The 21,503-nt window shown below is 66.1% G+C and carries 23 protein-coding genes; 5 read left to right on the top strand and 18 right to left on the bottom strand.

Annotation, left to right across the window (positions count from 1 at the left end; genetic code table 11):
* Positions 1-44: 44 nt before the first annotated feature.
* Entirely contained in the window at positions 45-1,445 is a 1,401-nt protein-coding gene (locus DU478_RS10060) for a helix-turn-helix domain-containing protein (RefSeq protein WP_114510832.1), read from the top strand.
* Here DU478_RS10060 and ribA read toward each other — a convergent pair.
* Positions 1,442-2,530 carry a GTP cyclohydrolase II gene (gene ribA / locus DU478_RS10055; RefSeq protein ID WP_114510831.1) on the bottom strand — a complete coding sequence of 363 codons (1,089 nt, stop codon included), beginning with the start codon at positions 2,528-2,530 and terminating at the stop codon, positions 1,442-1,444. The genes DU478_RS10060 and ribA overlap by 4 nt on opposite strands.
* Positions 2,531-2,684: 154 nt before the next feature.
* Here ribA and DU478_RS10050 point away from each other — a divergent pair, with 154 nt between their 5' ends.
* Positions 2,685-3,371: a response regulator transcription factor gene (locus DU478_RS10050; RefSeq protein ID WP_114510830.1), complete on the top strand. Its 687-nt coding sequence runs from the start codon at positions 2,685-2,687 to the stop codon at positions 3,369-3,371.
* Positions 3,372-3,542: 171 nt separating this feature from the next.
* On the opposite strand, the gene DU478_RS10045 is transcribed toward DU478_RS10050, so the two are convergent.
* Positions 3,543-4,724 carry a S41 family peptidase gene (locus DU478_RS10045; protein WP_114510829.1) on the bottom strand — a complete coding sequence of 394 codons (1,182 nt, stop codon included), beginning with the start codon at positions 4,722-4,724 and terminating at the stop codon, positions 3,543-3,545.
* A gap of 129 nt (positions 4,725-4,853) precedes the next feature.
* Positions 4,854-6,998 carry a polyribonucleotide nucleotidyltransferase gene (gene pnp, locus DU478_RS10040; RefSeq protein WP_114510828.1) on the bottom strand — a complete coding sequence of 715 codons (2,145 nt, stop codon included), beginning with the start codon at positions 6,996-6,998 and terminating at the stop codon, positions 4,854-4,856.
* A 334-nt stretch (positions 6,999-7,332) separates the two neighbouring features.
* Between pnp and DU478_RS10035 the strand changes: the two genes are divergently transcribed.
* On the top strand, positions 7,333-7,989 hold the full coding sequence (locus tag DU478_RS10035) for a hypothetical protein (protein ID WP_114510827.1): 657 nt from the start codon (positions 7,333-7,335) through the stop codon (positions 7,987-7,989).
* 135 nt (positions 7,990-8,124) lie between these two features.
* Here the strand turns inward: DU478_RS10035 and rpsO are convergent, their stop codons facing one another.
* From rpsO to DU478_RS09970, 14 genes are all read right to left on the bottom strand, one after another.
* The gene (rpsO, locus tag DU478_RS10030; protein ID WP_114510826.1) at positions 8,125-8,394 is read right to left on the bottom strand and encodes a 30S ribosomal protein S15; all 270 of its coding nucleotides are present in this window, start codon (positions 8,392-8,394) and stop codon (positions 8,125-8,127) included.
* A 166-nt stretch (positions 8,395-8,560) separates the two neighbouring features.
* On the bottom strand, positions 8,561-9,589 hold the full coding sequence (locus tag DU478_RS10025; protein WP_114510825.1) for a calcium-binding protein: 1,029 nt from the start codon (positions 9,587-9,589) through the stop codon (positions 8,561-8,563).
* Positions 9,590-9,662: 73 nt separating this feature from the next.
* Entirely contained in the window at positions 9,663-10,187 is a 525-nt protein-coding gene (locus DU478_RS10020; RefSeq protein WP_114510824.1) for a DUF1643 domain-containing protein, read from the bottom strand.
* Entirely contained in the window at positions 10,184-11,092 is a 909-nt protein-coding gene (gene truB, locus DU478_RS10015; RefSeq protein ID WP_114510823.1) for a tRNA pseudouridine(55) synthase TruB, read from the bottom strand. Before truB ends, DU478_RS10020 begins: the two co-directional genes overlap by 4 nt.
* 58 nt (positions 11,093-11,150) lie before the next feature.
* Positions 11,151-11,960: an MATE family efflux transporter gene (locus DU478_RS23320; RefSeq protein ID WP_233501187.1), complete on the bottom strand. Its 810-nt coding sequence runs from the start codon at positions 11,958-11,960 to the stop codon at positions 11,151-11,153.
* Positions 11,861-12,541 carry an MATE family efflux transporter gene (locus DU478_RS23315; RefSeq protein ID WP_233501186.1) on the bottom strand — a complete coding sequence of 227 codons (681 nt, stop codon included), beginning with the start codon at positions 12,539-12,541 and terminating at the stop codon, positions 11,861-11,863. Before DU478_RS23315 ends, DU478_RS23320 begins: the two co-directional genes overlap by 100 nt.
* Before the next feature lie 123 nt (positions 12,542-12,664).
* Positions 12,665-12,850 (bottom strand): Trm112 family protein, encoded by a 186-nt coding sequence (locus tag DU478_RS10005; protein ID WP_114510822.1) that lies wholly within the window; start codon positions 12,848-12,850, stop codon positions 12,665-12,667.
* Positions 12,847-13,494 (bottom strand): LON peptidase substrate-binding domain-containing protein, encoded by a 648-nt coding sequence (locus tag DU478_RS10000; RefSeq protein ID WP_114510821.1) that lies wholly within the window; start codon positions 13,492-13,494, stop codon positions 12,847-12,849. The genes DU478_RS10005 and DU478_RS10000 overlap by 4 nt, the downstream gene beginning before the upstream one ends.
* A 27-nt stretch (positions 13,495-13,521) precedes the next feature.
* The gene (trxA, locus tag DU478_RS09995; protein ID WP_114510820.1) at positions 13,522-14,445 is read right to left on the bottom strand and encodes a thioredoxin; all 924 of its coding nucleotides are present in this window, start codon (positions 14,443-14,445) and stop codon (positions 13,522-13,524) included.
* A 121-nt stretch (positions 14,446-14,566) separates the two neighbouring features.
* On the bottom strand, positions 14,567-15,355 hold the full coding sequence (locus tag DU478_RS09990) for an exodeoxyribonuclease III (RefSeq protein ID WP_114510819.1): 789 nt from the start codon (positions 15,353-15,355) through the stop codon (positions 14,567-14,569).
* A 20-nt stretch (positions 15,356-15,375) separates the two neighbouring features.
* Positions 15,376-16,311, bottom strand: coding sequence for an alpha/beta fold hydrolase (locus DU478_RS09985; RefSeq protein WP_158545766.1), 936 nt, complete (start codon positions 16,309-16,311; stop codon positions 15,376-15,378).
* A gap of 75 nt (positions 16,312-16,386) precedes the next feature.
* Complete coding sequence (locus DU478_RS09980) at positions 16,387-17,424, bottom strand: succinylglutamate desuccinylase/aspartoacylase family protein (protein ID WP_114510817.1); 1,038 nt, start codon at positions 17,422-17,424, stop codon at positions 16,387-16,389.
* Between the two features lie 70 nt (positions 17,425-17,494).
* Positions 17,495-18,748: a multidrug effflux MFS transporter gene (locus DU478_RS09975; RefSeq protein WP_199488318.1), complete on the bottom strand. Its 1,254-nt coding sequence runs from the start codon at positions 18,746-18,748 to the stop codon at positions 17,495-17,497.
* Between the two features lie 176 nt (positions 18,749-18,924).
* Entirely contained in the window at positions 18,925-19,314 is a 390-nt protein-coding gene (locus DU478_RS09970) for a rhodanese-like domain-containing protein (protein WP_114510816.1), read from the bottom strand.
* 150 nt (positions 19,315-19,464) lie between these two features.
* On the opposite strand from DU478_RS09970, the gene DU478_RS09965 reads away from it, so the two are divergent.
* Positions 19,465-20,199: a lysozyme family protein gene (locus tag DU478_RS09965; protein ID WP_114510815.1), complete on the top strand. Its 735-nt coding sequence runs from the start codon at positions 19,465-19,467 to the stop codon at positions 20,197-20,199.
* 219 nt (positions 20,200-20,418) lie between these two features.
* Complete coding sequence (locus DU478_RS09960; RefSeq protein WP_114510814.1) at positions 20,419-20,709, top strand: hypothetical protein; 291 nt, start codon at positions 20,419-20,421, stop codon at positions 20,707-20,709.
* A gap of 58 nt (positions 20,710-20,767) precedes the next feature.
* Here the strand turns inward: DU478_RS09960 and DU478_RS09955 are convergent, their stop codons facing one another.
* Complete coding sequence (locus DU478_RS09955; protein WP_114510813.1) at positions 20,768-21,421, bottom strand: peroxiredoxin; 654 nt, start codon at positions 21,419-21,421, stop codon at positions 20,768-20,770.
* Between the last annotated feature and the right edge of the window lie 82 nt (positions 21,422-21,503).

Raw genomic sequence — 21,503 nt, 5'->3', positions numbered from 1 at the left:
TTAATTATTGCCATCACAAATTAAGATTGTGTAATGTTGTAAACATGAGCAAAACTCTCGTCGGCCCGCAACTGCGCCAACTCCGCCAGCAAATGAACCATACCCAGGCCGAGATGGCCCGGCGCCTGGGCATCAGCGCGGCCTATGTAAACCTGTTGGAAAACAACCAGCGCAGCCTTTCGGTGCCGGTGCTGATGAAGCTGACCGAAGCCTATGGCGTCGACTGGCGGGCGCTGGTGCAGGACACCGACGCGGCACAGCTTGCGGACCTGCGGTCGATCATGCGCGACCCGGTCTTTGCCGGCGCCCGCCCCGATCTGACCGAATTGCGCGCCGCCATCGACCACGCGCCGCGACTGGTGGAACGTTTCCTGCAACTCTACCAGAATCACCGCGCGATGGTGGACCAGCTCAAACGCCTGCCTGGCACCGCAGGGAACCTGACGCTGACCACGCCGGAAACGGCCATCCACGATTTTTTCCGCAACCACGGCAACCATTTCGACGGACTGGAACGCGCCGCCGAGGCGCTGCGCGACCGGATCGGCGGCAGCGCCGACGACATGTATGCCTCGCTCAAGCGTCATCTGCGGGTCGAACACGGGGTGCAGGCCAACGTCCGCAGCCTGTCAGAAATGCCCGACATGCTGCGCGATTACGACGCTGGGGCGCGACGCATCTTCCTGTCCGAGGCGCTGGACCACACCAATCGCGTGTTCCAGCTGGCGCACATGATCGGACTGCTCGAAGCCGGCGACATCGTGGCAGACCTCGTCGCGCGCAGCGGTCTGGACGATGGCAAGGGCGGTGCAAGGCTGCGGGTTGAACTGACCAACTATTTTGCCGCGGCCATGCTGATGCCCTATGCTCCGCTGCTCGAGATGGCGCAGGCTTCGGCCTATGACATCGACCGAATCGCCGCCGCCTTCGGCGTGAGCTTCGAACAGGTCTGCCACCGCCTGACCACGCTGCAACGCGACGGCGCGCGCGGTGTGCCCTTCTTTTTCCTACGGGTGGACCGCGCCGGCAACGTCACCAAGCGCTTCAACGCCACCGGCTTCACCCTCGCCGAAGAGGGCGGCGCCTGCCCGGTCTGGGATCTCCACGGCGCGTTCCGGGTGCCAGGGCTGATCGTGCCGCAATTCGTCGAGCTGCCGGACGGCGGGCAGTTCTTCACCATCAGCCGCACCACCGACCGACCGGTCTTCAGCCGTCAGACCCAGGACCGGCGGCTGGTGGTGACCATCGGCTGCACCCGCGACCACGCGGACCAGATCGGCTATGCCCGACCCTACAACCTGACCGATCCGCAGCTTTACAGCCCCATCGGGCTCAACTGCCACGTCTGCCCGCGGCATTCCTGTTCGCAGCGCGCGCATCAGCCGCTGCACATGCACCTGCCGCTGGACGCCAACCGGCGCGGCCAGACGCGCTACGAAAGCTAGAACAAATGCCCCGACTTCGCCGCCTTGGTGGCGAGGTAATCGGCGTTGAACGGGTTTTCCCCGACCCGCAGCGGCACCCGTTCGGTCACGCCGATGCCGCAGCGCTGCATCATGTCGATCTTGGCCGGGTTGTTGGTCAGGAGCCGCACCGACCCGATGCGCATCTTCTCGAGGATCTGCGCCCCGAGCCGGAAGTCGCGTTCGTCATCCTCGAACCCCAGCCGGTGGTTGGCCTCGACCGTGTCGAACCCCTGATCCTGCAGCGCATAGGCGCGCATCTTGTTGGCGAGGCCAATGCCGCGCCCCTCCTGGTTGAGATAGAGGAGCACCCCCGCCCCTTCCTGCCCCATCTGCGCCAGCGCCGCGTTCAGCTGCGGGCCGCAGTCGCATTTCAGCGACCCCAGGAGGTCGCCGGTGAAGCACGCCGAATGCAGCCGCGCCAGCACCGGCGCGTCGCGGTCCGGGCGTCCGATCTCGATGGCATAATGCTCCTCGGCGCCATCGGCCGGCCGAAAAATGTGCAGCCGCGCGTTCTGCGCCGCGCGCAGCGGCACCTTTGCGGCGATCACATGATCGAGCTCGGCCAGTGTCATCAGGTGCGGCGCCGCCGCGACGGCGTCGATCCGCGTGAGACGGTGCAACTCGGCAAAGCCCGCGCCATCGGCAAGCGGCAGCACCAAGGCCGCGGGCAGGAGCCGCGCCGATTTCGCCAGCACCAGCGCCAGACGGTGCAACTCGGCCGACCCGTCGCGGTCGGTCGCCAGCGGCCCCTTCATCGGGGCGCTCAGGTCGTCTGCCGGATCGGCCAGGCTCTGCACCAGCGACAGCGGCGCATCGGCAGGCAGCCGCACCCGCGCCACGTCGCCGTCATAGGCGCGCGCCTTGAGCGTCGCCGCGCGACGGCCCGTCAGCGCCAGCACCGGGGCGCCCGCCGCCTGCACCGCCGCCAGCCGCGCAGCGCTCAGCGTCTCGGCTGCCAGCACCAGCGCCGCCTCTGCCGCCCCGTCCAGCACCACCGGCACACCCATGCGCAGATCGGCGCGGGCGCGGGCGAGCGTTTCGGACAGGTCGGGCGCAAAGGTCATGAACGGGCCTGATCAACTCGAATGGCGTGCAACAAATCCTCAGGGATTTGAAACATTTGCCCTCTGGATACACGAGGACGTGAGAGGTTTGCAGCAAATCTTGCCGGAGCGCCACTCTGGTCACACATGCCCTGAAACGGAAGGAGGACGCAAGATGGCGCAACTCAAGAACATTCTACTGGTCGATGACGACGACGACCTGCGCGAGGCGCTGGCCGAGCAGCTGATCATGACCGAGGATTTCGAGGTCTTCGAAGCCGAGAACGGCGCCGGAGCCATGGCGCGCGCCAAGGAGCAGATGTACGACCTGGTGATCCTTGACGTGGGCCTGCCCGACACCGACGGGCGCGAGCTGTGCCGACTGATGCGCAAGCAGGGCGTCAAGGCGCCGATCCTGATGCTCACCGGCCATGACAGCGACGCCGACACGATCCTGGGCCTCGATGCCGGTGCCAACGACTACGTCACCAAGCCGTTCAAGTTCCCCGTCCTGCTGGCCCGCATCCGCGCCCAGCTGCGCCAGCACGAACAGTCCGAGGACGCGGTGTTCAACCTTGGCCCCTACACGTTCAAGCCGTCGATGAAGATGCTCATCACCGAGGATGACAAGAAGATCCGGCTGACCGAAAAGGAAACGAACATCCTCAAGTTCCTCTACCGCAGCGCCGATGGCGTCGTCGCCCGCGACACGCTGCTGCACGAGGTCTGGGGCTACAACGCGGGTGTCACGACTCACACGCTGGAAACCCACATCTACCGCCTGCGTCAGAAGATCGAACCGGACCCGGCGAATGCCCGTCTTCTGGTGACGGAATCCGGCGGATATCGGCTTGTGTCCTAAGGTAGACCTTTTTTCGAACCCGGCGGGAACCTAAGTGAGGTCCACGGGTTTGATCCCGAACCCCGTTGCATGTGCGGGTCCCTCACATGCACCTCCCTGTTGGACTGGCCCGGGCATTGCCCGGGCCTTTTTTTGCGCCGGCCTCGGGACGCGGAGGCACGGACCGATTTTTCAAGTCTTCAGACGATCGAGAACCTCTTGGCAAAACCGATCCCGCGATTCGGCGTCATCCGAATGCGCGATCCAGGTCCCGTCCAGTTCCAGCGATCCGACCGGGACGATCTTGTCCGCGATCTCGGTCGGGGTCGTCGCATCAATGCGGCCTCCTGCCCAATCATGAAACGCCGATGAGTAGCGCACGGCCGCGCCGCCCGTCGACAGGTCGATTGTTCCCCCTTCCGCAAAAAACGTGAGACCGTCCCCCATCTCTTCCCCGATCAGTTCGAGCCGCGCTCCGAGGCGGTGCTTCAGGATGGCGACGAAGACGATCGCAGCCGAGAAGGTAAATTTATCCACCAACACGCCAACGCGGCGGCCCTCCGCGCCCTCCAGGATCGCGTCGATCAACGGCATGGTCCGGAGAAAATTGCCACCCGTGTTGCCGCGAACATCAATGACAAGGGGCGTGCAGGGGCGCGATCTTACGCGGCTTGCCGCTTCGGAGACCGCCGCCGAAAGGTCGGTTTCACCGGGATCAAAAAAGCTCGGAAGCACCAGGAGCAGGCCTCGGCTGCCAAACTCCCTGATCTCCAGAAAGGTCAAGGGAGACCAGGATGCGTCAGCTTTCCCATGCTCGTTGCGCGGATACAGAGCGGCGCCGCGAACCCTGTTTGCGGTATCGGGAACGATCTCACTGATCCGCCCGGCCTCATCGCGTATTTGGTATTCGATTGTGCCATTACCGGAAAACACGCCGAGGCGGATCAATGCGCTTGGCCAGACGAAAAGGATTGGTGCAATAACGCGCTTCCGTTGTCTAGTTCCCGCAAGGAATGTGTCTGCGGCGACTTCGATTTCGCTCACCGGGACGCCGTTGATGGATATCAGTTCGCTGCCAATCGCCGCGTCGAAAGCAGGCGGAGCGCTCAGCAGGCATACAGCGGTCCCGATGGTCACGAACCTGAGCGGCAGGACCGAAATGGCATTATTCGGGATCAGGCGGGTATGCCCGTTCCCCGGAAGGGCCAGAAATCGCATCAGGGAAAGCAGGAAGTCGTCCGTCGCGTTCGCGAGTGCATTCTGCCGGGCTTCGGCGATGTGACGATCCAGGACATCGCGCTCGATGGCTCGAAAGCTCGGGTCGGTCGGCAGGACCATTCGCTCTATCTTTTCCAGGTCGTCGATCAAGCTCATGAGACATGTGTAGAGATGCGAGATGTCCTGTCCAGAAACTGTGGCCCAGAGGGTCCGCGAAGCAGCCAATTCTTCATAGAAAAAGGGCCCGCATGATGCGGGCCCTTCTCGATCTACTGTGCGAGGGATTTACCCTTCCGCAGCTTCTTTCTGCTGCTCGGGCGACATCTCTTCGCCTGTCTCCTGGTTCACGACCTTCATCGACAGGCGCACCTTGCCGCGATCGTCGAAGCCCAGAAGCTTGACCTTCACGTCCTGGCCTTCCTTCAGCACGTCCGAAGGATGGTTCAGGCGGCGGTTCTCGATCTGGCTGACGTGCACCAGGCCGTCGCGCTTGCCGAAGAAGTTCACGAAGGCGCCGAAATCGACGATCTTCACGACCTTGCCGTCGTAGATCATGCCCTCTTCCGGCTCGGCCACGATGGACCAGATCATGTCATAGGCCTTCTTGATCGAATCGCCGTTGGGCGAGGCGATCTTGATGATGCCCTCGTCGTTGATATCGACCTTGGCGCCCGACACTTCGACGATCTCGCGGATGACCTTGCCGCCCGACCCGATGACTTCGCGTATCTTGTCGGTGGGCACCTGCATCGTCTCGATGCGCGGCGCGTGGACCGAGAATTCGGCCGCACCCGTGATCGCCTTGTTCATCTCGCCCAGGATATGCATGCGGCCGGCCTTGGCCTGTGCCAGCGCCTTTTCCATGATCTCCTGCGTGATCCCGGCGACCTTGATGTCCATCTGCAGCGAGGTGATGCCGTTCTCGGTGCCAGCGACCTTGAAGTCCATGTCGCCGAGATGATCCTCGTCGCCCAGGATGTCGGTCAGCACCGCGTAGGAACCGTCCTCTTCGAGGATCAGGCCCATGGCCACACCAGCCACCGCGGATTTCAGCGGCACACCCGCATCCATCATCGACAGCGACCCGCCGCAGACCGAAGCCATCGAGCTCGAGCCGTTGGATTCGGTGATCTCGGACACGACGCGGATGGTGTAGGGGAAATCGGTCGCCGCGGGCAGAACTGCCTGCAGCGCGCGCCAGGCGAGCTTGCCGTGGCCAATCTCGCGCCGTCCCGGAGGGCCGACGCGCCCGGCTTCACCGACCGAATACGGGGGGAAGTTGTAATGCAGCAGGAAGTTCGATTTGTAGGTGCCCTGCAGCGCGTCGATCATCTGTTCGTCGTCGCCGGTGCCCAACGTGGTGACCACGAGGCCCTGGGTTTCCCCGCGGGTAAACAGCGCCGATCCGTGGGTCCGCGGCAGGATTCCGGTTTCGCAAACGATGTCGCGCACTTCGTCTAGCGCGCGCCCGTCGATGCGCTTGCCGGTCTTCACGACGTCGCCGCGCAGCACCGAGGCTTCGAGCTTTTTCAGCGCGGAGCCGAGGTTTTCGTCGGCAAGCTGCTCTTCGCTCAGAGAACCCTTGATCGCCTGCTTGGCGTCAGAGACCGCAGTCGTGCGCTCCTGCTTGTCGGTGATCGCATAGGCGGCGCGGATCTTGTCCTCGCCGGCTGCCTTCACCGCATCATAGAGCGCGGAATAATCGGCAGGCTGGAAGTCGAAGGGCTCTTTCGCCGCTTCCTCGGCCAGCGACACGATCAGGTCCACGACCGGCTGGATTTGCTCGTGCGCGAATTTCACAGCGCCCAGCATTTCCTCTTCGGTCAGCTCATAGGCCTCGGACTCTACCATCATCACGGCGTCCTTGGTGCCCGCGACAACCAGGTCGAGCCGCTGCTCGGGGTTGTCCTTGAGCTTGTGCATGTCGTCGATTTCGGGGTTGAGGATGTATTCGCCATCCTCGTAGCCGACGCGGCAGCCGGCAATCGGGCCCATGAAGGGCGCGCCCGAAATGGTCAGCGCGGCCGAGGCGGCGATCATCGCCACCATGTCCGGGTCGTTCACGAGGTCATGCGACAGCACGGTGCACATCACCAGCACTTCGTTCTTGAAACCCGGCACGAACAGCGGGCGGATCGGACGGTCGATCAGGCGCGCGGTCAGCGTTTCCTTCTCGGTCGGACGCGCCTCGCGCTTGAAGAACCCGCCCGGCACCTTGCCGGCGGCATAGTATTTTTCCTGATAGTGCACGGTCAGCGGGAAAAAGTCCTGACCTTCCTTCGCCTTCTTGGCAAAGGTCACGTTGGCCATCACGGATGTCTCGCCCAGAGTGGCGATGACCGATCCGTCGGCCTGGCGGGCAACCTTGCCCGTTTCCAGTGTGAGCGTTTCCTCGCCCCACTGCATGGATTTCGTCGTAACGTTGAACATCTAGCGTATCCTGTAAGCGAGCACTCCCGGCCCTCCGGGTCTCGCGTTTAGCATGGCGGCCCCATTGCCGCCGACCCCTCTATCCTGTCATGCGCCGGGGTCAGGGCGTCACGTCTCAGATACGCGCGACATACAGGTCTTGCGCGTCAATTGCAAAGCGACGTTTGCGCATGCGCGGGAATAAGGCGCCAGGCGGTCGCCCGCCCCTTCGTTGACCCCCTGCCTGCGTAGCAAATCTGACACGCCGCAATGCCGCATAGTGCGGCGCCGCAGCATTACACTGGAAAATGCCGGCACCCGGGCCACATACAATCGTCGTTTGTAAGGGGTACACATGATGCGCAAAGCGGCAGATACGGTATCCTCGGCACGCCGTCCGGATCGGCGCGCCGTCGGCCTCAGCACCTTCCGGATCACGCTCATCGGTTTCGCGGCAGCGCTTGTCGGCGGCTTTCTGATCGAGCTCGGCGAATTCTCGGGTCTGTCCTCGGGGCAGGTCTTGCGCGACATCGCGGCATCATTCGATCTGCCGGTTCTGGCAGGGTCGGCAACGGTATTGTCCGTGATGCTGCTGGCCATGACCGCCGCCATCGCGGCCTTCACGGCGCGGCTCGTCCCGTCCGGACGCAGCGTTCTGGTCGTGCTTGCCGTGCTGTCCTTTGTCCTGGCGCTGGACGACCAGTTCCTGTGGCACGAGAGGGGCTTGCCCCGCGCCACTGGACTGCCGGAAGAGGCGTTTCTGGCGGTCTATGCCTGCTGGGGCGGCCTCGTGGTGTTCATGGCCTTGAAAGAACACGGGCTGGCGCCGCTCACCGGCCTGATCCCGGCAATCTTCTTCGTCGCCCTGTCCGTGGTCGCCGACCTCGAACTGTTGGGCGATTCGTCATACGCGACAGAGGATCTGCTGAAAATCGCCGGTTTTGCCGCTTGGGCGGCATTCTGGATCTCATTCTGCGCAGAGCGGATCAGGACGCCAGATCTGCGCCTCTGACCCCGCCACGTCGGGACCGGTGCGCGGCCAGCACAACCGACCGGTACCGCAAAACGCAACAATGCCCGCCGCAGGGGACGGGCATTGCAAAAAACCGTTCGCGCCAAGGTTCGGCGCGGCGGCAACGGCAGCGGCTTAACGGCGGATGCCGAGGCGCTTGATGAGGTCCTGGTAACGGGCCTCGTCCTTTGCCTTGGTGTAGTCCAGCAGCTTGCGGCGCTGTGCGACCATCTTGAGAAGGCCACGGCGGCCGTGGTTGTCCTTCTTGTGGGTCTTGAAATGCTCGGTCAGGGTCGTGATCCGCGAGGTCAGGATGGCGACCTGCACCTCGGGCGATCCGGTATCGCCGTCCTTGGTGGCGAATTCCTTGATCAGGCGGTTCTTTTCTTCGGCAGTGATCGACATCGGGGTCTCCTTCAAGTGTTGAGGGTGATGGCGCAAGCCGGGATGTCGTCCAGCAGGGCCCATGGAGGTGTCCGCATCGGAGCAAACCTTCTGCGGATGCGGGCGTATAAGGCGATTGCAGCGCGATGAAAAGCGAAAACTTCGGGCGCGGCCGGCCGTTGGGCGATCAGCCGGCGGTCAGCCCGGCCATGGCGCTTGCGCCGATCAGAACGATCTGGTCCGGCGACGGCATGTCCAGCGTCGGGAGGACGGCCATCACCGTGCCACCGACAAGGATCTGCGTCACCTCCGGATCGTCCGGGTCGCTGCGCAGTTCAAGCTCGGGACCCTCGTCGGTGTCGCTGTCGTCGAAAACCACGAGCAACTGATCCTCGGCCGCGTCGAAATCCATCAACTCTGCCGCCTCGGCCTCGGGGGAGAACCAGTCGCCAAACACGAAGCTGTCCGCACCGTTTCCGCCGGTGGCGATGTCGCCCTGTCCGATCACCAGCGTGTCGTCGCCATCTCCGCCGTTCAGGTAATCGCTTTCGTCCATATCCAGGACGGTCTCGGCATTGCGCAGGATACCGATCACCGTGTCGTCGTCCCAGCCGCCGAACAGCGTGTCGGTTCCGGCCCCGCCCCGGAGCGTATCGGCGCCTTCGCGCCCCATCAGACCGTCATCGCCCGCCCCGCCTAACAGCGCATCGTCGCCGAGGCCACCGTAGAGCGCATCCCGCCCGTCACCGCCGTCCAGCGTGTCGGCCCCGTCGTGCCCGTAGAGTTCGTCGTCGCCCGCATCCCCGTAAATCAGGTCGCCGCCGGCCTCGCCGTGCAGGGTGTCGTTGTCCGCACCGCCATGAACCGTGTCCGTGCCCGCGTCGCCCACCAGTTCGTCGTCACCTGCGTCCCCCCACAGTTCATCGTCGCCCGCGCCACCGCCCAGGAGGTCGGTCGCACCCGTGCCGAAGAGCATGCCACCCTCCGGACCCGTCTCTGCGATCAGGCCGCTTGCCGGGAAGTCGGCGGCGACGTTCGCCACGGCTTCGGGACTGAGCCCCGGATCGGGCAGGGTCGCGCCCTCGGCCACGGACGAATCCGGCGCGGCGTCGGCCTGTTCGTCGTCCTCGGCGTCGCGGGCCATCAAGTCGGGCGTGCTGACGACCGCGACCGATCCCAGCACCATCATACCCATCAAACCCGCCAGCCACAGCATGGACTCAACCCTCAAAAACGTGGCGAGTGTCGGTCAAGCCGTCGCCCCGATCAACGTCATTCGCTGTTCAGGGTTAACGGTTTGCCATCGTCCCCGGCGCGTAGCGCCCGGTCCATCGCTGCGGCAACACCGCGTAGGAGACGTAGAGCGGATGGCGCGGATGGCCCGCCTTGGTGAGGCCCAGGTGCCAGAGCTCAGCATCGCGGGCGGCAAAGCGTTCCGCGGCCCCGTCCAGGGCGCCGTGCACCCCCCAGGCGGCGATGGTGCGCCCGGCGCGCGCCAGAAGCTCAGCCAGCAGCGCGTCGTTCTCGGGACCGACCGGGTCGCTTGCCGCGCGCAGGTCGGCGGGCCGGGTGGCGCGCCAGGCAAAGAGGTTGCCGATCAAAAGCCCGCCATGCCCCATGGCCCGGGCCCGCCGTTCGCAGCGTTCGATGGTCGGATCGTTCGCCGTCTCGGTCGCGGTGGACGGGTTCAGCATGACGAAGAGCACCGGCGGCGCGGCGCTCCATTGTCGCTCGAGCACATAGCGGTACCTTTCGCAGGGGCTGTAGACCGCGCGCGAACGGGTCTCCCCGTCGACGTGCCGCCGTTCGATCATGCCTGCTTGAACACCCGGCTCGGGTGTAGCTCGCCCGCCTTGTACTGGCCCACGGCAACCGCGCGGCCCTGATAGGATGCCCAACATTCGTCGCCGTATTCCACGTCCGACGCGATGACCATGCCGGGATTGCCATTGCGCAGCCGGGCCGCGGCCTCTGCCGTGCAGGTCAGTTCCGGCAGATCGGCCAGCCCTTCTTCGAGCGGGCGCAGGAAGGCGTCGATTTCAGGCGTCTGGCCCAGTTCGTCCAGCTGCTCCAGCGTTACGCCATCGTCGGCCTCGAACGGGCCGGACCAGATGCGCCGCAGCTCGCGTACGTGGCCGTAGCACCCCAGCGCATTGCCGAGGTCGCGGGCGATGGAGCGGACATAGCCGCCCTTGCCGCAGATCATCTCGAGCGTCACATGATCGGCGTCGGGGCGGTCCACCAGCACCAGCTCCTCCACGAACAGCGGACGCGCGGCAATTTCCATCGCCTCGCCGTCGCGGGCGCGCTTGTAGGCGCGTTCGCCGTCGATCTTCACGGCCGAGAATTGCGGCGGCACCTGCTGGATGTCACCGACGAACCGGTGCAACGCCTCCTTGATCTCGTCATCCTCGGGGCGCAGATCGGAGCGGGCGATGACCTCGCCCTCGGTGTCGTCGGTGTTGGTCGCCTCGCCCAGCCGCACGGTAAAACGGTAGGCCTTCATCGCGTCGGTGACATAGGGCACGGTCTTGGTGGCCTCGCCCAGCGCGATGGCCAGAACGCCGGTCGCCTCGGGGTCCAGCGTACCCGCGTGCCCTGCCTTCTGCGCATCGAGCGCCCAGCGCACCTTGCCCACCACCTGGGTCGAGGAAATGCCCGCCGGCTTGTCCACCACCAGCCAGCCGGAAATATCGCGCCCCTTGCGCTTGCGTGCCATGATCGGACCTCTCGATGCCTCGGTAAGGCACGCGGGGTAGCGCGCGGCGCCGGGGCTGTCAATCGGCGGGCTGCAGGCGCCGCGCCGGGCCGCTTACGCCCGGCAGCTTCAGGTCCAACAGGCCCACCGCCTGGCAGAGCACCAGCGCGCCCCAGACCGCGGCGAGGTTGGCAATCGCCGCCGCCGCCGCGAGGATGCCCGGGTAGCCCATCAGCATCACCCCGACCCAGGCGAGCGGCACGTAGACCAGCGCGATGCGCGCCGCGCTCAGCCCCATCGACCAAAGTGCGCGGTCCCGCGCGTTCATCGCCGCGTTGGCGGTGATCAGGATGCCGTAACCGAAGAAGCTGACCGAGACGACGCGCAGGTACTGCGCCGCAAGCTCCGCCGCCGCCTGCCCGTCCGCCACCAGTTGCGCCAGCGGATCGGCAAAGGCCCAGAGCACCCCGCACAGCGCTGCACCGTACCCCGCGCAAAGCCAGAAGGTCAGCCGCACCGTCGCCTGCGCACGCTCGGGCGTCTCCGCGCCCCAAGCCTGACCCACAACCGGCCCGATCCCCGCCGACAGCGCCAGCATAGGTACGAAAACCAGCGACTGCACCCGCGTCGCGGCGCCGAAGCCCGCGACCGCGGTGTCGCCCACCACGGCCACCGCCGAGGTCACCAGCGCCATGCCCGCCGGGTTGATCGCGTTGGAGAGCGCCGCCGGGCCGCCCACATGGACGATCTTCCGCAGCGATCCGCCAAAGCCTTTCAGCGCGCCGAGGTTCAGGCACAGCCGGCCCGACCAGAACGCAAACATCGCCAGCCCCGCGAACCCGACGGTCCGCGCCAGCATCGTCGCCAGCCCGGCACCGTCGATGCCCATCTCCGGCACCGGCCCCAGCCGAAGATGAACAGCGGATCGAGCGCGATGTTCAGCACAGATTGCAGCAGCATCACCGTCGCCGCGATCTGGCTTTCGCCGCCTGCCCGGTAGACCGCGTTCAGCGCCATGCCCGCCACCATCGGCGGAAAACTCAGGCACCAATAGGGCACGTAGGCCAGAACCGCGTCGAGAACCGCGTCCCTGGCCCCCATCAGGCCGAAAAGCACCGGCGCCGTCAGCCAGAACAGCAGCGCCGTGGTCACCGCCAGAACGCTTGCGATCAGCAGCGAATGCAGCGCCAGCCGCGCGCTGGTGCTGTCGTCGCCACCGGTGCGGCCCAACGCCTGGCTCACCACCGCGCTGGTCCCGGCCCCAAGGCCGATCGACAGCGAGGTGAGCGCCACGATCACCGGGTAGATGAAGCCGATGGCAGTGAGCTCGGTTTCCCCGGCCCGCGCGAGGAACCAGGCATCGGCAAGGCCCACCGTCAGCACGCCGAGGATGCCGATGGTCATCGGTGCGCTGGTCCGGGCCAGCGCCCGCCAGACCGGCAGGCGATTAAGATCGAGTTTTGCGCTCACGGGCATCCTTTCCGATCAGCCGGGCAGCAAAAATGCCGGAAGAAATCCCCCGGCATCCATGCAATGCAGTTAACGGAATACGGAAATGGGGCACGACCGCGAAAAGGCCAGCCCGGACCGGTCTCAGTCCTCGATGCGGCGTGCCTCGTCGACCAGCATCACCGGAATGCCCTCGCGGATCGGGTAGGCCAGCTGCGCGCGCGGGCTGATCAGTTCCTGCCGTTCGGCATCGTAATCGAGCCGCGTCTGGGTCTGCGGGCAGATCAGCGCCTCGAGCATGCGGCGGTCGAAGGTGGGGGTGTCGGTCATTGCATCATACCTTCTTCGGACCCGCCGCGCAGCGCGTATTCGATCAGCGTGACCAATGTCTCGCGCCGGGTGCTGAGCGAGGGTGCTTCGAGCAGGGCCTGCTTGTCCTCGGGATCGAAGTCCAGCAGCATCGACAGCGAGTTGATGAGCAGCTCGTCGTCGGCCTCTTTCAGCGTGTCCCAGTCCGCCGACAGCTCGCGCGCGTGGAAATAGCGGTCGAGCAAGGCAAGGAACCGTTCGCGGTGAAAGCCGTGGTCCTCTTCGGCGGCGGCCTTGCGATCCGCTTCGAACCCGGACCAGCTGACCTCGCAGCGGCGATAGGGCGTGAACCCCTCGACCTCCTGACTGACGCGGAATCGCGACATGCCGGTGAGGGTGATCATGTAGCGTCCGTCCTCGGTCTCCGACACCTGGGTCACACGCCCGGCACAGCCGATGCGGTGCAGCCCGGCCTTGTCCCGGCCGGGCACCGCGTTGGGCTGAACCATCCCGATCAGGCGGGTGTCGGTCTTCAGCGCGTCGTCGAGCATCTGCAGGTAGCGCGGCTCGAACAGGTGCAGCGGAAGCCGCGACCGGGGCAACAGAAGCGCGCCGGGCAGCGGAAAGACCGGAATCACGTCCGGGAGGTCTGTCATGTATTTCATGACTGCTTAGCTAGCCCGGTCTCCGGGTCAGACAAACAGCATCGAACTCAATTTGCGACGTCCCTTGAGAACGATCGGATCATTGGGCTTGAGCGCGTCGAAAATCGTGAAAAGCTGGGATTTTGCGGCCCCGTCGTTCCACTCGCGGTCGCGGCGGAAAAGCTCCAGCAGGTGATCGACGGCGGCACCGTTGTCGCCCTTGGCGGCGAGCGCCAGCGCCAGGTCGAACCGCGCCTGATGGTTGTCGGGATCGGCCTCGACCGCGGCGGTCAGCTCGGCCACCGGACCGGCATTCTCGGCCTGCCGCGCCAACTGCAGCTGGGCGTGCGCCGCCTCAAGCTCGGGCGCCTTCGAGATCTCGACCGGGGCGCCGTTGAGGATCGCCTCGGCCTGGTCGATCTCGCCCATCGCCAGGTGCGCGCGGACCATGCCGCCATAAGCCGCGGCGTTCTTGTCGTCCTCGCCCAGGATCGCGGCGAAAATCTGCACGGCGTCGGCGGCAGCGCCCTGTTCGAGCATTTCCTCGGCCGCGGCCAGCGCCTCGTCCAGACCGCCGCCCTCTTCGGCGCCGCCGCCGCCCGCCTGGGCGATCAGCCGGTCGACGAAGGCCTTGATCTCGGATTGCGGCACCGCGCCCTGGAAGCCGTCCACCGGCTGGCCTTGCCAGAAGGCATAGACCGTGGGGATCGACTGGATCCGCAGCTGCGCCGCGATCTGCTGGGCTTCGTCGACGTTAACCTTGGCCATGCGGACCTTGCCGCCGGCGGCGTTGACCGCGTCCTCGAGCATCGGGCCCAAGGTCTTGCACGGCCCGCACCAGGGCGCCCAGAAATCGACGATGACCGGGACCTCACGGCTGGCCTCCACGACCTCGGCCATGAAGTCCATTTCGCGCACGTCCTTGACGTGTCCCCCTGCCGGAGCCTTGGTTCCTGCGCCCAGTTCGATCATGGTCTATCCCCTTCTGCCGCCGTGGCTGTTGCCCGGTTAGATGGCGCAAGGCACCCCGCGTTGCAAGGGGGGCGCCTGTGCCCGCGGCCTGCACAGGGTGGGTTTTCAACCCACCGCCGGGTCAGAGGTCGAAGGTCGCGAAGACCGGCGCGTGGTCGCTGGGCTGCTCCCAGCCGCGCACGGCGCGCAGGATCCGACTGCCCGAGGCCGCGCTGGAAATGTCCGGCGTGGCCCAGATGTGGTCGAGCCTGCGGCCCTTGTCCGCCGCGTCCCAGTCCGGGCTGCGGTACGACCACCAGGAATAAAGATTACCCTCGGGAATGTCCTGCCTTGTCACGTCGATCCAGCCGCCCGCCTCTTGCGCAGCGCCCAGGTGATCGACCTCGATGGGTGTGTGCGAGACGATCTTGAGCAGCTGCTTGTGGTTCCAGACGTCATCCTCGCGCGGAGCGATGTTGAGATCGCCGACAAGTATCGCGTTTTCGGGGCGGCTTTCACGGAACCAGTCGCGCATCTCGGTCAGGTAGTCGAGCTTCTGGCCGAACTTGTCGTTGACCGTCCGGTCGGGCTTGTCGCCGCCAGCCGGCACATAGAAATTGTGGATCACCGTGCCGTTCTCCAGCCGTGCCGCGACATGGCGGGCATGCCCCAGGCCCGCGAAGTCCATTTCGCCCAGGTCCTCCAGCGGCAGTTTCGAGAGGATGGCCACGCCGTTGTAGCCCTTCTGCCCGCGCGCCACGCAATGGGTGTAGCCAAGCTCTGCGAACTGCGCCAAGGGCATCTTGTCGACCGGGCTCTTGCACTCCTGCAGGCAGAGGATATCCGGCGCCTCCTCGGTCATCAGCCGTTCGACAAGGCCCGCGCGCAGGCGCACCGAGTTGATGTTCCATGTGGCGAGGGTAAAGGACATGCGATCTCTCTTTCCGTTGATCAGTTGCGCGGCGCCAGCGCATCGAGCGCTTCGCTCAGCGCCCGGACAAAGCCCGCCTCGTCCTCTATCTGCGGGATATGGCCGACATCCTCAAGCACCACGAGCCGCGCCTCGGGATGCAGGGCGGCCAGTTCCTCGCCCTGCGCCAGCGGCGTCACCGTGTCCCGATCTCCCCAGAGGTAGATCACCGGCACCTCGAGCGCCGTGTAGGACTCCGCGCGGGTGCTGAGCGCGTCGACGGGCGGCACCAGCAGGAAAGGCAGCCACTCGGCAAACGCCTCGGTGCTGCCCTGCCGCATCATCGGACGTTGCAGCACCTCGATCACCGCGTCGGTGGCGGCGTCATCGCGGTGAATGAGCGGCGTCAGCAGGGTGCGCGTCAGCAGCGGGTTGGTCGCGGTCAGCGCCACCAGCGCCTCGCGCAGCATCCTCGGACGCAGCCAGACCGGCAGGCTGGCGGGGTCTTCGTGGCTGCCGAGCCCCAGCGCGCCGTCCACGACCACGATCCCGGCAAAGCGTTCGGGCGCGCGCATCACCGCTTCCACCGCCGGACCGGCGCCGTAGGAATGGGCGACCACCAGCGGTGACACCTCCAGCGCCTCCGCCAGCGCGACGATCCGCTCTGCCTGCCGCATGCGGTCATAGGCGCCTGAGGGATCGCGCGCGGAAAACCCGAAGGGCGGCAGATCGAACCCGATGGCGCGATAGCCCTCCGCGCCGATCCGGTCGAGCACCGGACGCCAGAGCCCCGACCAGGCGCCCGTGCCATGTGCAAAGAGAACCGGTTGCCCGTCCTCGGGCCCGGCGGACTGCACGAAGATGCCCCCTGTCGACGTCTCCACCAGTTGCCCCTCGGGCGGCAACACGGCCTGAAGCGCCTGGTCCTCGCGCGTCAGCGCGGCGATGCGGAACCCGGCCACCAAGACGAGAGCCAAAACGAATAGGGCCCCTACGACCCGCGCAATCCAAACCATCGGACGACCTTCTACCAATACCTGCCGCAGCGGGGTTTAGATGATTTCGTCCTCGTCGAACAGCGGTGCGGCTTCAAGATGTTCTCCCATCCCCTGCGCCGCTGCCTCGGCATGGGCGATGCGGCGCGGCACGGCGATGTGAAAGAGCGCGTCGCCCTCGTTCACCACCGGCAGGTTGGTACGCCCGACGATGATCCCGGTCTCGGTCGCCTGGACCTCGGCATCGACAGTGCCGAACGGGTCCGAGATCACGCCCAGCACGGCACCCTTCTCGACGAAATCGCCGCTGGCCTTGAGCGTGCGCAGCAGCCCGCCCGACGGCGCGCGGGTCCAGCCCGAGCGTTCGCAGAAGACCGGAGCGCCCCTTGCCCGCGGCACGCCCTTGGCGCCGATCATGCCCAGGTGCGCCATCACCCGCAGGATGCCCGCCAGCCCCGCCCGCGCGGCGAACTCGTCGAAGCGCAGCCCCTCGCCCGCCTCGTAAAGCAGAAGGTCGACGCCGGCGGCACTGGCCGCCTCGCGCAGCGATCCGTCGCGGACCTTGGACATCAGCGTCACCGGTGCGGCAAAGGCATCGCCCAGCGCGCGCAGCCGCTCATTGCCGGGGGTCAGGCGGATCTGCGGCAGGTTGGTGCGGCCCTGCGCGGCCGAATGCAGGTCGATCCCGACGTCGCAGCGTTCGACGATCTCGGTGCGGAAGAGGTGCGCCAGCCGTCCCGCCAGCGATCCTTCCGAATGGCCGGGAAAGCAGCGGTTCAGGTCGCGCCGGTCCGGCAGGTAGCGGGACTGGTTGAGAAAACCGAAGGCGTTGACGATCGGCACCGCGATCAGCGTGCCCGACAGCCGCTGCACCGGCGCGGCGCGCAGCAGGCGGCGCACGATCTCGACGCCGATCACCTCGTCGCCGTGGATCATTGCCGAAACGAACATCACCGGGCCGGGCCGCTTGCCGTGCACGACCTCGGCGGAAAGCGTCACCGGCGTGTGGTCCGACAGGACCGACACCGGCAGGTCGATGCAGCGCCGGGATCCGGGCGGGATCGACCTGCCGCCGAGGACAAAGGGCTGTTGCATCGTGGTGTCTCCGGTCCTGGTCTCGGATCGGAGTGAATCCGAAGGCTGCCGGCTTGGCAAGGGGGGGCGCCTATTCCCGCGGGGCCGCGTAAAGCTGCCCGCGTTCCGCGACGGCGACCAGGCCCAGCGACAGCATTCCCAGTACCGTGAAGCCGGTGAACATCGGCACGATCGAGCCGTTGAAGAACCAGCCCGCCAACGCCCCCAGGAGACCGCCGCCCAAGGTCTGCACCGTGCCCAGAACCGCCGAGGCGGTGCCCGCCACATGGCCCAGCGGGTCCATGGCCAGCGCGTTGAAATTCGTCGGGATGAAGCCGAAGAAGCAGAACTGCGGGATCAGCAGGGCGATGAAGAGCCAGAACGGCGTCGCCCCGCCGTAAGCCACCGCCAGCGCAAGATGCACCGCGCCCAGCAGCACGAAGCCGGTGAGTGCCCCGTGGCTCAGACGCCGGGTGCCGAAGCGGGCGACCAGCCGCGAATTGGCAAAGCTGGACACGGCCATGAAACAGGCCACGAGCGAGAAATAGAGCGTGAAGGCCGGACCGATCTCGTAGACCTGCGTGTAGACCTGCTCGGCCTGTGCCACGAAGGAAAAGAGCACGCCGAAGAAGGCACCGGTCGCAAGAGTGTAGCCAAAGGCGAGGCGGTTGGTGAAAATCACCTTGAGCGCCTCCCAGACCCGGCGGCCGGTCAGCTCGCGCCGGTCGGCGGGATTCAGGGTTTCCGGCAGGCGCAGGAAGGCCCACACCGTGGCCAGCACACCGATCAGGCACATCACGCCCGCCAGCTCGCGCCAGTCGCCGAAGAACAGCACCGCCGACCCGAGGTTGGGCGCAAAGACCGGCATCACCATGAACACCATCATCACCAGCGACATGGTCGAGGCCATCTGCGCACCGCGGAACCGGTCGCGCACCACCGACAGGGCGACCACGCGCGTCGCGGCGGCCCCGATGCCCTGCACGACGCGCAGCGCAATCAGGATACCGAAGGTCGGTGCAAAGATCATCGCCAGCGCCGCGGCGACGTAGATGCCGAGGCCGGTGAACAGGACGCGCCGGCGCCCGAACCGGTCCGACAGCGGGCCGTAGATGACCTGCGCGCCGCCGAAGCCCAGCACGTAGGCGCTGATGATCCACTGCCGGCTGTTCTCGTCCGTCACGCCCAGCGCCTGACCGATATCCGACAGCGCCGGGATGTAAACGTCGATCGCGGCGGCGTTGAGCGCCATGAGCAGCGCGATCATCGCCACGAACTCCCAATGCGGCAGGTGCGCGGCGCGGTCGGTGCGCAGATCGGGATCGACGGCGGATGTCATGGCCATGAAACGGGTCTTTCGAATTGAGAACGGAACCGGGACCGACGCCCGCGGGTGCCGGTCCAAGCGCAGCAAATAGGCCTGCGCTCCGCCGCGTCTACACCAAACGGTTCACTTTTGCACCTGTTCCGCGCCTGCGGGTAGCGGCGTTGCGCCGGGCGCATGGCGGGCGGCGCCGGGTATCACCGCGGCGCGCGCGTCTCGACCGGCTGTCCGGCCTCGCGCCAGGCGGTGAACCCGCCGCGCAGGCTTGCGGTCTTGAGCCCCATGCGCTGCGCCGTCTCGGCCGCCAGCAGCGACCGCCAGCCCGAGGCGCAGTAGAAAACAAAGGTGCGGTCCTCGGCGAACCACGGCTTGTGGTAGGGGCTTTGCGGGTCGATCCAGAATTCCAGCATGCCGCGCGGCGCGTGTTTCGAGCCGGGCACCAGCCCCTCGCGTTCCAGCTCTCGGATGTCGCGGATGTCCACGAGGGTGATCTCCTCGCTGCCCAGAAGTTCCGCCGCCTCGGTGACGTTTACCGATGCGACCTGGCTTTCCGCCTCTGCCAGCATGTCCTTGTATCCCAGTACCATGCGATCCTCCGTGTTGCGCGCCGGTATCCTGCGGCAGCATGGATCAGAGCGTCAACCGGGGCGATCGGCGAGGATGTCCCGGGCTTGGCAACGAAACCTCAACTTCTTGAGGTCATTCCTCTGCGCATCCCGCTTCGCACCCGAGGTCTCATGCCCCGACTCATCCTGTCTATTGCGCTGTGTGTCCTGTGCAGCACTCCGGTCCAGGCCGGGCCGCTGGCGCTCTTTTCCGGCGCGGCACCGTTTCGCGACCGCACGGCCCTTGTCACCCCGGCGCGGACGCCTGATGCGAAAGCGCCGCGCCGCGCCGCCAGCCTGTTTGTCGGCAACGATGCCGCCGGTCTCTTCGCGCCGGTGTCTCGGGTCAGGCTCGACGCACCCGACGGGTCTGTCCTGACGAACGGCGGGACGCCCGTGGACCGTCTGCGCCACATCATCGGACAGGCCGAATCGCGGCGCGACGGCTACGACGCCGTGCAGCACGGGGCCACCCGCCGGCCTGCCAAACGTCCCACCGACATGACCATCGGCGAAATCGACGCCTGGATTCGCGCGACACCCGGCCAGCCGCATGCCATCGGGCGCTACCAGTTCATCCCCGCCACGTTGCGCCGGCTGGTGGCGACGCTGGACATCACCCACGACACGCGGTTCACCCCGCGGCTTCAGGACCGTCTGGCCGACGTGCTGCTGATCGAGGCCGGCTATCACGACGCGCGGACCGGAAAGATGCCGCGCCGGGCGTTCATGAACAATCTGGCGAAGATCTGGGCGGGCCTTCCGAATTCCTCGGGCCGGTCGCATTACCACGGCTACGCGGGCAACCGCGCGTCGATGACCTGGACGCGCTTCGACGCCGAGATGGCGCGGATTTTCCCGGGCTAGCCGCGGCGTGTCCTGGATTTTCCGAAGGGTCCGGACAGGATCAGGGCAGCGCGGGCAGTAATGCGTGGATGACCGGGCGCGTTTCGGGCGACGTTGGCGTCGATTGTCGTTTCCCGAAAGCGCCGGCCCTAACTTTTCAATAAGTCCGGAACGGTTTTCTTGAGAAAACCGCGCCCGTGTCGCAAGCTGCACCGGCTGTCATCCCGAAGCGAGGTCCAGATGCGCGTCACCCCGATCCTGCTGTCCCTGCTGCTGGCCGCCCCCGCGCTGGCGCAGGACCGACCGCCGCCCAAGCCGAACGATCCCGATGACTTCGTGCGGTACATCTTCGAAGTGAACGATTGCGTCCTGACCGAAGCGCAGCTCCTCAAGCTCTATACCGAAGCAGGCCACGGCATGATGGGCGCCAACAACGCCGTCATCGCGGTGTCTGAACGCCGCGATGTCGAGGTCATCAACCGCGCGCCCTTCACCTACCGCTTCGTCGGATCGCCCTACTGCGACTTCTGACGCGAACGCCCCGGCACCTTTCGGCACCGGGGCGCGGATACGGTCACACTGACCCAGATCACTGCGGCAGCTTCGCCATCCGCAGGTAAGGCAGCACGGTGTCGAACTGGCCGAACTTGGTCTTGGCATCCTCTTCGCTCACCGTCGCCGGGATCACCACGTCCTGGCCGACCTGCCAGTTGGCGGGCGTGGCCACCGTGTGCTTCGCCGCCGTCTGCAACCCGTCCAGCGCGCGCAGCACCTCGGCAAAGTTGCGGCCGACGTTCATCGGGTAGGTCATGCTGAGCTTCAGCGTCTTGTCCGGCGCGATGATGAAGACCGACCGCACCGTGGCGCTGTCGTTGGGCGTGCGGCCGTCGGGCAGGTAGGCCTCGGCGGGCAGCATGTCGAAGGCTTTGGACACCGCCAGTCCGTCATCGGCGATGATCGGGAACCCCGCCTTGGCGCCGCCGACCTTCTCGATGTCGGCCTTCCATTTCTTGTGATCCTCGACCCCGTCGACGCTGACGCCGATCACCTTGGTGCCGCGCTTTTCCCATTCGTCCGCCAACTGCGCCACGGCGCCGAATTCGGTGGTGCAGACCGGGGTGAAGTCCTTGGGATGCGAGAACAGGATCGCCCAGCTGTCGCCGATCCAGTCGTGCAGGCTGAAGCTGCCCTGGTCGGTCTCGACGGTCAGGTCGGGGATGGTGTCGTTGATGCGCAGGGCCATGTCGGGTCCTCCTTTGCTTTGTGTCTTTGCACATAGGTAAGAGGTCTCGATGCGCTTTGCATCCCCTTGCGGCGCCGCGGGG

Source organism: Thalassococcus profundi (assembly GCF_003344785.1).
Lineage (GTDB): Bacteria > Pseudomonadota > Alphaproteobacteria > Rhodobacterales > Rhodobacteraceae > Puniceibacterium > Puniceibacterium profundi.
This window is presented reverse-complemented; position numbering and strand designations above follow the sequence as displayed.